The organism is Gaetbulibacter aestuarii (assembly GCF_039537665.1).
GTDB lineage: Bacteria > Bacteroidota > Bacteroidia > Flavobacteriales > Flavobacteriaceae > Gaetbulibacter_A > Gaetbulibacter_A aestuarii.
Genome location: NZ_BAABAY010000001.1, coordinates 1,214,046 through 1,230,728, shown reverse-complemented (window position 1 = coordinate 1,230,728; position 16,683 = coordinate 1,214,046). Strand labels below are relative to the sequence as shown.

At 35.5% G+C, this 16,683-nt stretch carries 15 protein-coding genes and 1 tRNA gene; 11 read left to right on the top strand and 5 right to left on the bottom strand.

The annotated features are described in order from the left end of the window. Positions 1-547: 547 nt before the first annotated feature. The 4 genes from ABD682_RS05515 (at position 548) to ABD682_RS05500 (ending at position 6,167) form a co-directional block, all read left to right on the top strand. Positions 548-3,631 (top strand): PAS domain S-box protein, encoded by a 3,084-nt coding sequence (locus ABD682_RS05515; RefSeq protein ID WP_344739893.1) that lies wholly within the window; start codon positions 548-550, stop codon positions 3,629-3,631. Between the two features lie 247 nt (positions 3,632-3,878). Beyond that, a complete protein-coding gene (locus ABD682_RS05510) occupies positions 3,879-4,292 on the top strand; it encodes a response regulator (protein WP_344739891.1) in 414 nt (137 codons plus the stop codon). A 149-nt stretch (positions 4,293-4,441) separates the two neighbouring features. Beyond that, positions 4,442-4,837 (top strand): hypothetical protein, encoded by a 396-nt coding sequence (locus ABD682_RS05505; protein WP_344739889.1) that lies wholly within the window; start codon positions 4,442-4,444, stop codon positions 4,835-4,837. A gap of 196 nt (positions 4,838-5,033) precedes the next feature. Then, positions 5,034-6,167, top strand: coding sequence for a transporter (locus tag ABD682_RS05500; RefSeq protein WP_344739887.1), 1,134 nt, complete (start codon positions 5,034-5,036; stop codon positions 6,165-6,167). Positions 6,168-6,225: 58 nt separating this feature from the next. Here ABD682_RS05500 and ABD682_RS05495 read toward each other — a convergent pair whose 3' ends face one another. Next, positions 6,226-7,053 carry a hypothetical protein gene (locus tag ABD682_RS05495; protein ID WP_344739885.1) on the bottom strand — a complete coding sequence of 276 codons (828 nt, stop codon included), beginning with the start codon at positions 7,051-7,053 and terminating at the stop codon, positions 6,226-6,228. 542 nt (positions 7,054-7,595) lie between these two features. On the opposite strand from ABD682_RS05495, the gene ABD682_RS05490 reads away from it, so the two are divergent. Continuing rightward, positions 7,596-9,518, top strand: coding sequence for a hypothetical protein (locus ABD682_RS05490; protein WP_344739883.1), 1,923 nt, complete (start codon positions 7,596-7,598; stop codon positions 9,516-9,518). A 362-nt stretch (positions 9,519-9,880) separates the two neighbouring features. Here ABD682_RS05490 and ABD682_RS05485 read toward each other — a convergent pair whose 3' ends face one another. Then, a complete protein-coding gene (locus ABD682_RS05485; RefSeq protein WP_344739881.1) occupies positions 9,881-10,609 on the bottom strand; it encodes a hypothetical protein in 729 nt (242 codons plus the stop codon). Between the two features lie 538 nt (positions 10,610-11,147). Between ABD682_RS05485 and ABD682_RS05480 the strand changes: the two genes are divergently transcribed. The 6 genes from ABD682_RS05480 (at position 11,148) to ABD682_RS05455 (ending at position 14,129) form a co-directional block, all read left to right on the top strand. Then, positions 11,148-11,723, top strand: a complete 576-nt coding sequence (locus tag ABD682_RS05480) for a hypothetical protein (RefSeq protein WP_344739879.1) — start codon at positions 11,148-11,150, stop codon at positions 11,721-11,723. 115 nt (positions 11,724-11,838) lie between these two features. Next, positions 11,839-12,258: a hypothetical protein gene (locus ABD682_RS05475; RefSeq protein WP_344739877.1), complete on the top strand. Its 420-nt coding sequence runs from the start codon at positions 11,839-11,841 to the stop codon at positions 12,256-12,258. A 103-nt stretch (positions 12,259-12,361) separates the two neighbouring features. Continuing rightward, positions 12,362-12,814 carry a hypothetical protein gene (locus ABD682_RS05470; RefSeq protein ID WP_344739875.1) on the top strand — a complete coding sequence of 151 codons (453 nt, stop codon included), beginning with the start codon at positions 12,362-12,364 and terminating at the stop codon, positions 12,812-12,814. A gap of 42 nt (positions 12,815-12,856) precedes the next feature. Continuing rightward, the gene (locus ABD682_RS05465) at positions 12,857-13,408 is read left to right on the top strand and encodes a hypothetical protein (RefSeq protein ID WP_344739873.1); all 552 of its coding nucleotides are present in this window, start codon (positions 12,857-12,859) and stop codon (positions 13,406-13,408) included. Between the two features lie 61 nt (positions 13,409-13,469). After that, complete coding sequence (locus tag ABD682_RS05460) at positions 13,470-13,790, top strand: hypothetical protein (protein ID WP_344739871.1); 321 nt, start codon at positions 13,470-13,472, stop codon at positions 13,788-13,790. A 15-nt stretch (positions 13,791-13,805) separates the two neighbouring features. After that, positions 13,806-14,129: a hypothetical protein gene (locus ABD682_RS05455; protein WP_344739869.1), complete on the top strand. Its 324-nt coding sequence runs from the start codon at positions 13,806-13,808 to the stop codon at positions 14,127-14,129. Positions 14,130-14,738: 609 nt separating this feature from the next. Here ABD682_RS05455 and ABD682_RS05450 read toward each other — a convergent pair. From ABD682_RS05450 to ABD682_RS05440, 3 genes are all read right to left on the bottom strand, one after another. Next, positions 14,739-14,812 (bottom strand) — tRNA-Asp (locus ABD682_RS05450). 82 nt (positions 14,813-14,894) lie between these two features. Further along, on the bottom strand, positions 14,895-15,824 hold the full coding sequence (locus ABD682_RS05445) for a DUF58 domain-containing protein (protein ID WP_344740805.1): 930 nt from the start codon (positions 15,822-15,824) through the stop codon (positions 14,895-14,897). Positions 15,825-16,037: 213 nt separating this feature from the next. Further along, positions 16,038-16,586, bottom strand: a complete 549-nt coding sequence (locus ABD682_RS05440) for a ClpP family protease (protein WP_344739867.1) — start codon at positions 16,584-16,586, stop codon at positions 16,038-16,040. Positions 16,587-16,683 lie beyond the last annotated feature (97 nt).

Sequence of the window (16,683 nt, the reverse complement as noted above, 5' to 3'; positions counted from 1 at the left end):
AGTAATTAAGTTGGTTTGTTCGTTATACCTTCCTCAAGTTTCGATGAAATCGCCAATTTTGAATGAACATTTTGAATTAAAACATCCAAAATGTTTCATAGAAAAAGTATAGAGCAGATTAGCAATCCTAAGGTCAGGATAATTATTCCGGTCAATAGTATTTTCAAAACAGTATTCAAAGTAGATTTTGGGTCTGGCATAACATTTTATTTTTAATGTTATATGGATATAACCCGTAAGTATGAAAAACTCCTACCCTTGATTGAAGTTATTTTTAGTTGGAAAAAAATCTTTTTATTACAATTAATATTAACCTGCTGAAAATTAATGCCTTAAAGTAACCAAAGTTACACAGATCATTTATTTAAAAACTATTTTTGGACCTGTTTAGATAATCAAAAAAGTACCTCGACATCCCTTTTAATCCAAATTTTGTGTTGTGTATGAGTAGAAAAATACCGCTACTTTTCCTGCATGATTAGTAGATTAATTTAAAAAAATTAATACCTTTAATAGTAATAGCACCAAAAACAACTCTCTCTTCCTAATGACTACAATTGCGCCCTCTATAGCAGAGACTTTAAATGTTTTAAAGTCTGCCTTAAACGTTCCAAAAAAGAACATTTTTTACCACGGCATCTCAGACACCTGTACTAAAGAACCTGTGACATCCGAAAATTACAAGCTTGTAAACAAACTTTTGACGGTAGTTGAAAAGGAGCAAAAAATAATGCTCTGCAACGATCTCAGTCAAGATAATCGATTTAAATCTGATTACAAATCAAAAGGCAGCATTCAGGCTTTTATTGGTTTGCCCCTTTTAGGTTTGGGTGAAAGAGCTATTGGAATTTTCTATATTTTATTCGATCATAAAACAAAATATCCGAAAAATACGGAATCACTTTTGCTTGCGATTACAAAGCAGGCCGGACTTGCCCGAAGAAACGAAATGCGGCTCAAAAATTTAGAAAAAGAAAACAGAATTGTTTACAATGAGATCCGTAAACGCAAAAAAATTCTGGAAGCTACTCAAGCCGGTAGCTGGTTTTGGGATATTGAGAATCAAGAATTGACCATCACGCCACGTTGGGCCGAGATTATTGGGTATACCGTAGAAGAGCTGGAACCCGTAAACTATGAGATGTGGGCTAATTTAGTTTATCCCAAGGATCTTAAAATGGCAGAAAAAGCCATTCAAAGCTGTTTTTCAAAAGAGGTTAATTTTTACAACGTAACCTTTAGAATGATCCACAAAAAGGGGCATTATGTTTGGGTGAATTCTTCAGGGCTTATCACAGATTGGTCGAATACCGGCGAACCATTATACATGGTAGGTTCTCATATTGATGTGTCGCTTCAGAAAAAATCTGAGGAAATATTAAAACGCAACAAATGGCATCTTGAGGAGGTACAACGTATTACCAATATTGGCAGCTGGAGCTATGATGTAGTTGCCAAGGAATTTTTATTTTCCGAAGGTTTTTCTGCACAATTAAAATATTCAAAGAATCAATCGTTTGAAGACGTGATGGAGGACGTGATGGAAGAAGATAAATCTATTGTTTGTAAAGCCAGAAGCGCATGTATCAAATCAGGAAAACCCTTCGAAATAAATTACCGGATACAAACTCCAAATGACACGGTGTTATATATTGAAGAACATGGATTTGCTATAAAAGACGAAAATGGGAACGTTGTAAATATTTACGGGACACTACATGATGTGACTGAAAAGAAAAAAGAACAGCAACATCTAAAATTATTAGAAAGTGTTATCACAAATACAAACGATACGGTAATAATTACCGAGCCAGATCCCTTTAATAATCCCGGTCCCAGAATTATTTTCGTGAATGAGGCGTTTACTAAAATGACAGGATATTCCCCAGATGAAGTTATCGGAAAAAGTCCTAGAATCTTGGAAGGACCTAAAACAGACCAAAAAGAACTCGAGAAATTAGGTGAAGCGCTCAAAAATTTGGAATCCTATGAAGTTACGACCATAAATTATAAAAAGAATGGTGAAGAATTTTGGAATAATTTTACCGTAACACCGGTTATTGACGATGAAGGAAAATGTACCCACTGGATATCTATCGAACGTGATGTTACGAAAAAGAAAAAAGAACAGCAACATCTGAAATTGTTAGAGAGTGTCATTACTAACACTACCGATACAGTAATTATTACTGAAGCGGAACCTTTTGAGGATCCCGGACCAAAAATTATTTATGCCAACGAAGCATTTACCAAAATGACAGGCTATTCTGTAGATGAGATTATTGGAAAAAGCCCCAGAATATTACAAGGACCGAAGTCGGACTTTGAAGCCCTGAGCAAATTAGGAAAGGCCCTTCGGAATTGGGAAACCCATGAAGTAACAACTATAAACTACAAAAAGAATGGTGAAGAATTCTGGTGTAATTTTACCGTAACACCTGTGGCTGACGAAACAGGTTGGTACACCCACTGGATTGCTATTGAACGCGATGTTACAGAACAGGTAAATAAAATTAATTCACAACGTCTTTTGAATGAAATCAGTGGGATATTTACTGAAGAAGAAACCGTTAAAGGAGCGCTGCAAGGCTCCTTGGATAAAATTCTGAAACTTACTGAATTATCCTATGGTGAAATCTGGAGCCCTAATTGGGCAACCAATGAGCTTACCCTTATGGCAAATAACTATACCGACACCGAAGGTAAGGCGTTTAAAAAACTAAATTCAAAATTCGTTTTTGATCTGGATGAAGGTGTTCAAAGTAAAATTCTGGAAAAGAAAGAATATCAATTTCTTACTGATATTCAGAACAATCCAAATTTCGACCGGAGAGAAACAGCTAAAATTGCCAGGTTAAACACCGCTATTGGTTTTCCACTGGTCTCACACGATGAAGCCGTTGGAATATTAATGCTGGCCTCCAGAGAAAAACTGAAAAATTCATCGATTTCCAAACCTCTTTTCAAAGAACTAGAAGGGTTTTTAGGCAGAGAAATTAAGCGTAAAAGTTTAGAAGTTGAATTCAATGACGCTTTCAACATCACACCCGATATGCTAACCATTAGTGATGGGAGAAATTATTTTACGCGGGTAAACCCGGCTGCCACTAAAATTTTAGGGTATTCTGAAAAGGAATTACTATCACAAAGCTTTTTTAATTTTGTTCATCCTGATGACCGGGATATTACCATTGATCAAACAGACATTCTTAGTTCCGGAAATCCCGTGTATAATTTTGAGAATCGGTATATCACCAAGGAAGGAAAGATCGTATGGTTAAGTTGGGCGGCAACACCTTCATTTAGTAATGGTTTAACCTATTCTGTAGCTAAGGATGTTACGGAACGTAAGAAAACCCAGGCTAAATTGAATGCCTTAAACCTGGATCTTAAAAAACACACCTACGAACTGGAACAGAAGAATAAAAAACTTCAAAAGATCGCCTGGACCCAATCGCACCAGCTACGAGCTCCTTTAGCGCGAATTTTGGGTATTATAGAATCTATCGATCTGATTAAAAGAGAACAGAAGATGACCGAAGAGGAGATTCTATTGCACGAAAGCTTAAAAGAATCGGGAATGGAACTTGACAGAATGATCAAAAAAGTGGTGAAAAAAACAGATTTTTAAATGAAGGGTAAAAATACACTTATCTAGTATTGAAATACTGCATTTGTATTTCATTAAAAATTAATAAATATTTCACAAAAAAAAACTAACTTAGAAGGGAAGATGACTTTCATCATTGCGATCCGGTGGGCATGTGCCTAATTTAGCATGTTGAAAGTTGTTACACCATAAGAGCTGCCGATTTTTTAAAAAACCGCCAAATTTTTAAAGACTCCACACTTTTATTTGTTAACACTAAAAACCGGCTATGAGTATTACGAATAAAAATAGGTGCATACTTCTTGTTGACGACGACAACATCTGCAATTTCATAACAAAAAGAATCCTTGAGCAGCTGGGTTACAATAATTCTATTGAAATTACCCAAAACGGTGTTGCGGCACTGGACTTTCTGGAAAATACAATCAAAAATATTGAAACCCCTTTACCACAACTCATTTTATTGGATATTAATATGCCTGAAATGAATGGATGGAAATTCATTGAAGCTTTTGAAAAACTACCTGAAGTTATTGTTAACAATATGAAAATTGTAATGCTAACCTCGAGCATAAGTCCTGCCGACATCAAAAAAGCTGCAAGCACATCTTTTGTTGCAGAATTCATTACGAAGCCTTTAAACCTGGAGGTTATGCAGAGTATTCTTAAGAAATACACCTAGTTTTTATATCTACAGATAACACAAAATACTGCCGTTAATCCTTTCATCCTACTTCATTATTGAAAGATCTATACCGGCAAATACATCGTAAATAATAAGAATGGTTTAAACTAACCGATTAATAATACATTTCAAAAAATCCCAAATCGATGAAAATTAAATCCACTTTTACTGTGCTCAGCATATGCTTAACACTTTTATTTTTTTTACCTACCGAAACACTTGCGCAACAACAAAAAAAAGGTCCGCCATCGTGGGCACCGGCTCATGGCTATCGTGCTAAAGTGCGCCAGATCTATTTTCCCGATTACAAGATGTATTACGATCTTCAAAAAGGTGTTTATATCTATTTGAACAAAAACAGCTGGCAAATTAGTGTTAATCTACCTCGTATTTTGGGGAGAATAAATTTAAGTAGCACTCCAAAGGTGGAACTTGAATTAAATACTGATAGCCCACAACGTTATAATGCCGAGCATCTTGTGAAGTACAGAGGAAAAGGTTATAAGAACAAGATGAAGCACAAGGATAAAGCCCGGAAATAAATAACAATTTCCTGTAAAAAACCTATGTTTCAAAAGCAGTATATAAGTAACGATTGCACATGATTTCTGAAGTCTACGGCTAAATTAATCTTTTATTAATTCACTTAACTTTTCATTAGTGTTTTTAACCTTTACTTACCAAATGAATGGCTGCTAGTCATCTAATTTAGCGGAAACTAAAAAATTCCACTATGAGATGAAGAAACCTTTTCAATTACTACTTACACTTACATTTATCATATTATTTAATCAATTCCTTTCAGCTCAAGGCTGCGTGGCTATCCGCGGATTTTCCTCATGTAGCTCCAGCCAAATGGAGATGGGCTCCTCGCTTACCAAGGGAGACTTCTCGGTTGGTACGAATGTGCGTTACTTTAAATCGTTCCGACACTTCAGGGGTACCACCGAAGAAACGAATAGAATAACTGATGGTACTAATGTGATTAATCACTCCTATTTTGTAGATGTCGCAGTAGATTATTACCTCAGCAATCGCTTATATGCCAACTTATTGATTCCTTTTGTATCGCACTCCAGGTCGTCGATGTACGAACATGGCGGCAACAGTTTAGGCGACCGGCATATTACCAGATCCAGCGGATTGGGCGATTTACGCATTGGTGCCGGCTATTGGCTGTTTGAGCCAAACTCAAAATCCTATAATTACGCCATTGGTGCCGGAATAAAGTTGGCTACCGGAGATTATGCATATATGGATACCTTTTACAACCAAGGGCCCAATAAGGATCAAACAGTTGAAGCTGTTGTAGACCAATCCATACAACCAGGTGATGGAGGTTTTGGATTTAATTTAAATTTTCAGGGGTATCAAAGTTTATCAGAAAAATTTATGCTTACCACAACCCTGTATTATTTATTTAATCCAAGGGAAACCAATGGTGTATTAACGCGAAGCGGAAGAAGCGAATTTTCTGTTCCCGACCAATATGCAGCACAATTAGGTGCTATATATTTTACAAACCTACATGGTTTTAGCTTGTATTTGGGCGGCAGACTTGAAGGTGTTCCGGCATCCGACCTCATTGGAGGTAGCGCAGGGTATCGCAGACCCGGTTATGTGGTTTCGGTTGACCCGGGAATTTATTATAATTCCAGCAGATTGAGCCTGAGTTTAAATGTACCCGTTGCTTTGATTCGCGATCGAACGCAAAGTTATGAAGATAAGGTTCGTACAGCTGAAACCGGAGTTTACAGACAAGGGGATGCTGCTTTTGCTGATTATCTCATTAATTGTAATCTAACCTATAGATTCCGTAAAAAAGCACCAGAAGAAAACCATGGTATTGATTTTAATAAAACCAAATCCTAAGGACTTATTAATAGATACCATGCAAAGGCTCTGATCTATCAGGGCCTTTTTTTAATTGTTAGTATAGAAACAATCCCACACCAACCGTAATATTTGAAAAATCTTGTGACCCAATTTTTAAATGTTCGTAGCCTCCAATTAGTTTAAAATTCTTTTTGTGATAGTTCAATAAAAAGTTCAATTTATTTACAGTTTCGGTATTAATAAACGATTGATTAAAATTTGCTTCGATACTTAGCGGATTTGCAAAGAACCATTCCATCCCTAAACCATAGGTAAATCCGAATTGATGGACTTCACCGCCTACATAAGTAGTTCCCAAACCCCACCACAAATCAAATTTTTCTGCCCTAACCCGATAGTATTTGGCAAGGAAGTCATAGATCGCTAAATTATCTTTTCCAAAATTGGGATTATTTTCCCATAATTGGTAGTAATCAAAATCCAATCCAAAGCGTCTTAAAAATCTCAGATTCAAGCTTAGGTCCATACTTTTTAAAGTATTATTTTCAAACAGATAGCGCCCTGATAAGTCCGTTCTAAAACGACTGAAATTTTCATCTAATCCCACATTGTAATTTCCTTTATCGGAGTTATTGAAGGGATATTTTGTAACATAACTATTCGGAAACTCGTTGGGCGTCCCAATAAATGTTTGATAGGTTAAAAATGAAAATCCTTGAATAAATATATCCGCAAAAAATTCTCCGAAAAATCCCAAATCGGAAGAACTATCATCATCATCATCAGAACCTGAGTAACTTCGTGCAGATGACGGCTCAGGTTTCTTTTTTAAACTATTCTCAGCCCGGTTAATTTTTGATTGGGAAAAACCTATTTGTGTGGTCAACACAAAAACTATTAAACAAAGAAGGGTTCGTTTCATATCCTAAAGTTTTTAATTGAGCATCAATTTCAGTACCAATTCTTTTAATTGAACCAAAGATATTTTTATAATTATAGTACAGCGTCCAAAAATATCGCTGAAGTACAATACGGGACCAATTTAAAATTTTGAAATAGATATGATTTTTCGTGGATTATTTCAATTCCTGGTTCTTGAAAAAATAAAGATAAAGAGGAGCATTCATTTAAAGACTAATGAACCCTTCTAATTAAGAAGGGCTCTAGCTATTAATCACATACAAGGAGAATATGTAACACTCCTATATGTTCCATATGAGAAATGAAAATAAAAATTAAAGCCAAAAAACTCAAAAATCTAACAACATTATCGTTCCTATTTCTAAAATTGTTGCATTTCATCGATTTCAATAGTTGCAGGGCTAGGTGGCATGACACACATCATTTTATTACTAGAATTAAAGATCTTAATGAAATTATTAAATATTTAAAGACCTGTATATTAGTGTGTTTTAGTTAAAATTTGTATTATTGTTTAATTATTAATGAAAAAAATTAAACAAAATGAAAAAATTACCACTAATTATTCGATCGACCTTTGTTCTGTTGATCAGTCTGTCATTATTTAATTGCAGTAGTGACAGCCCTGTTGCCGACACTCCACAGGAACCTCAACCCACCGGGATGTCTAAAGTCTACCCGCTAAGCGCCGTTGCCAATCCCTCAATTTCTGGCACAGCGACGGTTTTAGAATTGGATGACAATTCCATTAGAGTAGATATTGATTTACAAAACACTCCATCAGGAGGTAGTCATCCGGCTCATATTCACTTTAATACGGCAGCCGAAGGTGGTGATATCGCCATCAGTTTGGAACCAATTAATGGGGATACAGGAAAAAGTTCTACAACCTTCACAACTCTAGATGATGGTACAGCAATTTCATATAGTCAAATCCTCGAATTTGACGGCTATATTAATGTACACTTAAGCGCCTCTGACCTTGGTACACTAGTAGCTCAGGGTGATATTGGGCAAAATGAACTAACAGGAAATAGTAAAGCTTATACTTTAAACTCCGTTGCCGTTCCCGAAATTGATGGAAGTGCTACGTTTTATGAGCGCGTTAATGGTGAAGCCTTAGCTGTTATTGCATTACAAAATACTCCTACTGGTGGAGAACATCCGGCACATATCCACCTGAATACGGCTGCTGAAGGTGGAGGTATCGCTTTTACCTTCAATCCCATAAATGGAGATACCGGTATGAGTAAAACCAATGTAGCTCAATTAGATGATAATACCCCTTTTGGATATGCCGATATTATGGATTTTGATGGCTACATTAACGTACATCTGAGTGCCTCTGACCTTGGTACAATTGTAGCTCAGGGTGATATTGGGCAGAACGAACTAACGGGAAATAATAAAGCTTATACTTTAAACTCCGTAGCCGTTCCCGAAATTGATGGAAGTGCTACGTTTTATGAGCGCGTTAACGGTGAAGCTTTGGCTGTTATTGCATTGCAAAATACTCCTGCTGGTGGAGAACATCCGGCACATATCCACCTGAATACGGCTGCTGAAGGTGGAGGTATCGCATTTACCTTCAATTCCATAAATGGTGATACCGGTATGAGTAAAACCAATGTAGCTCAATTAGATGATAATACCCCTTTTGGATATGCCGATATTATGGATTTTGATGGCTACATTAACGTACATCTGAGTGCCTCTGACCTTGGTACAATTGTAGCTCAGGGTGATATTGGGCAGAATGAACTAACGGGAAATAGTAAAGTTTATACCCTAAATACTGTTGATGTTGCAGGAATAAGTGGCACTGCGACCTTTGAAGAGCGCATTAATGGTACAACCCTAATAACCCTTGCCCTGGAAGGAACTCCGAATGGAGGATCTCACCCTGCACACATTCATGAAAATGACGCTGCAACAGGAGGAGGTATTATTGCAACTTTAAATTCTGTTGACGGAACCACCGGTATGAGCAAAACGCAAATTTCTGTATTAAACGATGGTACAACAGTGAGTTACACCGATCTTCTGAGCATTAATGGTTATATTAATGTGCACTTAAGTGCTTCAGATCTGGCAACAATTGTAGCTCAGGGAAACATCGGCTCCAACGAAGGAAGTTCAGCACAGGCAACAAACTACAATGTTACCAACAGTGGCTCCACCGCATACATTTTTAACGACAGCGGGTTTAATAATGACAGTAATCCAACGTTAACACTTGAACGTGGAAAAACCTATACATTTACTGTAAATGCTGCCGGACACCCGTTTTATATCAATTCGACTCAAGGAACAGGAACAACCAATGCCTACAATGATGGCGTTTCCAATAATGGCGCAGCATCCGGAACTATTACATTTACAGTACCTGCCGGTGCCCCGGACACACTATATTATAATTGTGAATTTCATGCTGCTATGACCGGTGTAATAAACATCATTAATTAAATAAATACATGATAATTAAAATTTCTTGATTGAAATCATTTAATTCCGGAATATCATGATCTGGAATTTTTGACCAACGATACTCAAATTCTCAAGAAATTGAATAAAAAAAGAAAACGATTTTCGCACAGGATACAGCAATATTCATAGTGCGGAAATCGTTTTTTATTTAGAAAAATAGCACAGCCCTGCTATTTTTATCCAAAAAGTAAAAATAACCACAAGAAAATGGAATAAGTATTCAATGCCTCTCACCTAAAATAAATTAGGCCTACTACTTGCCACAATGAAGTGGCCAACACAAGGTTGTCATCCTGAACTTGTTTCAGGATCTTTGGAGTATTAATTGTTATTAAATGAATTCAATCTTCATCAAAAAAGAATTCATGAATTTTAATAATGTCTCCCCTACCGATTTGAATTAAATCACTTGTTTCCTTTAAAAATATTCCTAATGATCTCTCATTATAAATAAATTTCATGTGAGGTGAATAATCTGTTACCAAATACATATCACCATCTATTTTATAAAAGTCGATATCCTCACCTCCATTTTTGCCCTTAATTCCTCTATTGACCACCTTCCCATTTTTTAGTGCTTCACGAATAATATGTTCATTACCTTCACTTGAAGCCACCTTTGAATAGGCAGTCATCATATTCATCCATTCTTCACTATCAATTAAAAACCACTTAACTTTATCAAAATCAATTCCATATTCATTTATCCATCCAAAACTCGTAAAACCAAATAAAACTGTTTTCTCTCCAAGCTTTGGTTCCTCACCATTAAAATCAAATTTTCTAATTTTAAAAGTAATGACAGATGTTGTAGACATATCCTTCAATTTTTTGCCATCAAAATCTAAGGTTTTTAAAGAAAATTTAGTGTATTCCGGATGATTTGTCAATAACCATTGCGTCGCGGTTAATTCAGCCTGCTCCTTCATTTGTTCAACAGCAGCAATACCCGCACCAATGGCTAATAAACCTCCAGCAACTGCAGCAACTGCTGCTCCGTCATTTTGTGCTTTGACTTGATTGGGTATTAGATAAATAATTAGTATTGAAATTAAAAAAAGCTTTTTCATTGTGAATGATTTAATGGTTAGTTAGTAAAAATAAAAAGAGAGTAAGTCCAATTATTTGAAAACTAATGTAAGAAATATTATATAATAACCGGGTTTGATTAAAGAAATTAGTTACATTTATATTATGGTAAAAAAGTTCCTACTTTATTCGCTGCTTTTTATTTCATTTAGTTCTTTTAATAGTTCTGAAGCTAACATTTATATCTGTACAGGTAAATACAGTAAAAAATATCATTACAAAAAAGATTGTAGAGGTCTTTCAAATTGTAAAAGTGACATTGAAAAAGTGACTCTTTCGGAGGCTAAAAAATTTGGTCGTACGCTTTGTGGGTGGGAAGATTAGTTTCCAAAGACCTTTAAAATTTGATCTAAATGCTGATAAATTTTCCTTAATGAAAAACATAATAATTTTTATCACGGCATATACAAGTCCCCCTTTTTGCCAATACCATTCCTTTGGGTTTAAAAAAGGAGTAGATACCGCTAATACGACATCTAATTATTTATGAAAAGGTTAGTTCTTTTAATAATTTTTTCTTTGAGTATCAACTTGATTACAGCTCAGTTTAAAATCAATAACCCTATTTACATTTCCGGAGAATTTAATATTGGAAATTACGTTGGAGGGGATATTAGCCTGAATTATATTTCAAAGAAAAACTATGTCTTTAAAATTGGTTATTCTGGTAATTTAAGGAAACCAAAATCTATACCAGAGGATTACGCTCTTGGATTCTCAGAGTTCTTAACACTATTCTTATTAGCCCGTCCGTATGATCAGTTAGAAAATTATTATGCAGGTACTGGTAAAGTTTATAATTTGAACCGGAATGGAACCATAAGGCTAAATATTACTTTTGGTTTAGGATACACTATTATCAGGGAACCCATAAATTGGATGCGCATAGATAACGCATTTTTAACTTCAAATTATACCTGGGAATATTATAAATATAATACTGTAAGCCTCATCATTAACCCAAAAATAGAATTTGCTTTCTCAAGATTTTATGGTCTTACTCTTTCTCCCATGATCCAGATAAACAAAGACAGAACTTATTTTGGAGTTGGAATTGGAAACATGATTGGTTTATTAAGGAAAAAACGGTACTAACAATAATTAAGTCTTCCAATTTGAGAAATAACCTTTCCGTATATTTTTGTAAGAATTTATACGTATATTGAACTTAAAACAAGTTGATATGATTTCGAAAAACACTCTTCTAAAGATGCTATTTTTACTATTACTAATTTCCTGCCAACCAAATCAAAGTGGAAAGGGTTACTATTCGGGGCTTGGTGATTATAGTGGTATATATCAGTTTCTTTCCAAAACGCCAGAAACTTATGATTGCGAAGGTTTGGCAAAAAGCTTAAATGATCTGGAAATTTCTTCTGATGGTCAATTTATAAGAAAAATGCACGGTTATAATGCCAATAATGAATGTGTTATTATTGAGACATTAACAGGAAAAATTACCATTACCCATCCCAACAAATGGACTCCTCATGGTATTGCCGAATATGACAACTCAGATTTAGTAGAACTTATTATCTTGGATTGGATGGAAGACGGTAAGCATAATGAAATTAGTTTTGACAGGGATGATGGTTCTGCTATATCATACACCTATTCCAGAGTCAAATAATATTCTAAAAAATAATAAAAAGTCGCTCCAAAAAGAGATAAGCGTCAAACGAATCTTACCTAAAATGAATTTATTTAACTGCTTCCACAATTAAAGACAAGACATGAAAAATTGGTGTCCAGAAAAAGTTCCTATTAATAGAGACGAAGATTATCACACTCATTATTTGGGTGAATTAGAAGATGGTAAACTCTTTTTTGGTTGTGAAACTTTCGTCTTTCCCAAAGGATTTACCAGTAATAGCTGGCAAAATGAGCGTTTGGAATATGTTGTTGTGTATCTTTTTGACAATGATGGAAATCATATTGATACCCTTTTTAAACTGCTTGGTAAGTCTAGTGATGTGAAATTAGGACAATCTGAACACAGTCTTAAAAGTTTATTAGAACCTCTTGGTAAACTAAAATTTAGGAATATTGAGATAAAACCTTTCTCTACTCATATCGACGGAATCAAATTTGGTTTAATCCCAAATCCTGAAACACAATCCATTGAACTACAACCAAGCTCAACCATTTCATTTTTTGAACCCTGGGATGGAGAATATTTCACTTAGAACACTTATTTTTCAACCATTATTGAAGACGAAATAAATTAAATGAGTAGTAAGATCTTAATTAAGATACCTCCTTCGGGTGAATTAGAAGAGATTCACTTTGGTAAACATTTCAGTCAGGCACTTTGGGTAGAATTTGAGCCTAATGAATGTGAGAAATGGTTTGGATGCTTCCCCTTGGAAAATATCAATGGTTATAATACTGTTTTAACAAACAAAGAAAATGAAGTGGCATTAGTTGTTGCAAGTGGCTTTGGATATCTCATTGACATTGAAAAAAAGAAAATGATTCTTAAAATTGCCGAATATCCACCAATTACAAGTGCAATACTGACTGAAAACCCTAATTACTTCGTTTTAGGAACATATTACTCAGTTTATGTAATTGACAATGAAAAAATAGTTCAGAAAATATCGCCAGACTTTATGGTTGAAGGCATTTACTTTAAAAAACAGGAAAACGGAAATGCTATCGGTGATTTAGCATCGGCTGAGAACCATTATGAATCCAATATTGATTTCAACTTTGACTTGCTTTCATTTAAAATGACACTAGATCAAAAGGTGAAAAGAAAAAGATTTAGACTTTTTTAATTGTCGAATATTTTAGAACACCCTAAAATAGAATAAAATGACCCAAACCAAGTCTTTTACAATGAGCACTCTAGAATCCATTGGATTATTGAATAAAGTTGTTAAAAATGAAAACAGTTCCGCATTCCTGTTGGAAATGAAACAACCTGACCTTTCAGCTAAAATCACCATACCTATTGACGTTTATGAAATTTTTATTGATATAAAATTTGAGGGTAATATTTTGACTGGTTGGGATGATTTTTATGGAAAAAGTAAAAAGGAGGATTACTTAGAAAAACTTTCTGAAATTAAGGAAATTCTTGAGGGTAAAGCTGAAATAATAATTGAAAATAATATGATTTATTTCAGTAGAGATACTGAATATAAAAGATGGTTTTAAAAGATGGAGAGGAACATGTTTTCAAATTTCTTAGAAATAAGAGCAAAATTAACCCTATATCCAACCCATAAGGGTGGAAGAAAAACTGGAATCAAAACGGGTTACAGACCAAATCATGTATTTGAGTATAAGGAGAACCCTTTAGTTTTTATAACATCATATATTGGACAAATTGATTTCAATAAGGATATGATTTTACCTGGTGAAACTGCCAACGTAATGGTTAAATTTCTAAATCATAACAATATTGAGTCTTTTTTAAAAAAGGGAAGGGTTTGGTGGATCCATGAAGGTGAAAATACACTTGGAGAAGCCGAAGTGTTAGAAATAATAGATTAATAATAATCACAAAATAAGCCATCCACTCCCCTTTTAATTTCTGAATTACCTAATACAAAAATAGCGGCTCCATTAGGGAATAAGGGTCGAACGCGTCTCACCTAAAATGAATTAGGCCAACTACTTGCCACAATTAAGTGGCCACCACAACTTTGTCATCCTGAACTTGTTTCAGGATCTTTACAACCTGCCCCAAAACAAAAATAGCGGCTCCATAAAGGAATAAAGGTCGAACGCGTCTCACCTAAAATGAATTAGACCTACTACTTGCCACAATGAAGTGGCCAACACAAGGTTGTCATCCTGAACTTGTTTCAGGATCTTTACAACCTGCCCCAAAACAAAAAAGCCCCTCCAAAAAGGAATAAGGGTCGAACGCGTCTCACCTAAAATGAATTAGGTCTACTACTTGCCACAATTAAGTGGCCAACACAAGGTTGTCATCCTGAACTTGTTTCAGGATCTTTACAAACTGAACCAAAACAAAAAAGCCTCTCCATAAAGGAAAAGCTTCTCACGAGTCTCACCTAAAATGAATTAGGTCTACTACTTGCCACAATTAAGTGGCCAACACAACTTTGTCATCCTGAACTAGTTTCAGGATTTTTGCGGTCTGGACGGGACTCGAACCCGCGACCTTCGCCGTGACAGGGCGACATTCTAACCAACTGAACTACCAGACCGTTGCTTTATTGCGGTTGCAAATATACATGGGTTTTTTTAGATGTCAAACGTTTTTTTATAATTTTTCTATAATTTTTTTCTTTATCCGAACTTTTGCCGTTCGACCATATAGGTCATTAAAATCGTATCAAAATCCTTGTTGATATCCGCCTCCACATACTTGATTTTATACTGAGCACATTTCAGTTTCATCGCCGTTATATATTGTGATACCGCCTCCTGATAACTTTCCTTGATAGAATCTGCATACAAGTTAATGTACTCCCCGGTCTCTACATCAATAAATCGTTTCGGTGTATTATCAAACTCGAAATTGATCTCTTTTGCTTTGTCAACCACATGGAATAAGATCACCTCGTGCTTGTTATATTTCAAGTGCCTTAAAGCTTCAAATAATTTTTCTTCAGACTCAGCCGTTTGAAACATATCCGTGAACAGAAAGATCATAGATCGCCGGTGAATCTTCTCGGCAATAAGGTGTAAATATTTGTAAGTGTCCGTAGTTCTTTGAACAGGATCAGACGCTACCACATCATTTAAGGCATGCAACAACATTTGATGATGGCGCTCGCTACCTTTTTCCGGAGCGTAAAAATCATAGGAATCACTATAAATACTCAAGCCTACTGCGTCTCGCTGACGTTTTAAAATACTCATCAAGGCTGCAGAAGCCAAAGCTGAAAAGGCTATTTTATTAAGTTTATCCAAGCTGAATTGCTTCATTTTCGGATAATGCATCGAACTACTGTTATCGATGATCAAATGACACCGAAGATTGGTTTCATCATCGTAACGTTTGGTGTATAACTTATCGGTTTTCGCGAACAACTTCCAATCGATATGCCTTGTACTTTCGCCCTGATTATATATTTTATGCTCGGCAAATTCTGCAGAAAAACCATGAAACGGACTTTTGTGCATCCCGGATATAAAACCTTCTACCACCTGCTTTGCGAGGAGCTCCAGATTTTTAAATCCGCCAACTTTATTTAGTTCCTGCTGTAAGTCCATTTTACTGTTGTTCAATTCTTATTTTGGGTTTTGTGCCCGAGGAAATTGTTGGTCTTTTTATTCACTTCTCAAGAGAACCAAGAAACGAGAAACGAGAACCAAGACACATTTTTTTGAACATTTAGATCATTTTAAGACCTTCTATGTTCCCTCCTCTCTTCTCCCTCCTCTCTTCTCTCTTCTCTCTTCTCTATTTTCCCTACTCTCTTTTCCCTAAATAACCTTATCCACAATACCGTAAGCAACCGATTCTTCCGCACCCATCCAATGGTCACGGTTAAAATCCTTCATGATCTTCTCAAATTTCTGACCACAATTATCAGCTAAAATCTGTGCGCTAATTTCTTTGGTTTTCAGAATTTCCTTAGCGGTAATCTCAATATCACTGGCTGGCCCTCTGGCACCACCACTGGGCTGATGGATCATCACTCGTGCATGCGGTTGAATAAAACGTTTCCCTTTCTTCCCCGCTGACAAAATGATGGAGCCCATGGAAGCCGCAAATCCGGTACAAATGGTAGACACATCGCTTTTTAAAGATTTCATACAATCGTAAATAGCAAATCCGGCCGTTACATAACCTCCGGGACTGTTGATGTAAAGGTGTATATCTTTCTTTTCAAGGGCGTCCAGATACATCAAACGATCTACGACATGCTTAGCAGAATCGTCATCTACTTGTCCCCACAAGAAAACCTTGCGTTCCTCAATCAATTTAGCATCTATGATATCTTGGATTTTATTGTCTTTATTTTCACTCATAATGATGTTATGTTTTTTCTTAAAGATTTAAAATTATGAAAATTAAAAGAACTTCAATTTCCAACAGTCTAAAATAAAAAAAGGTTTGCCATTTCTG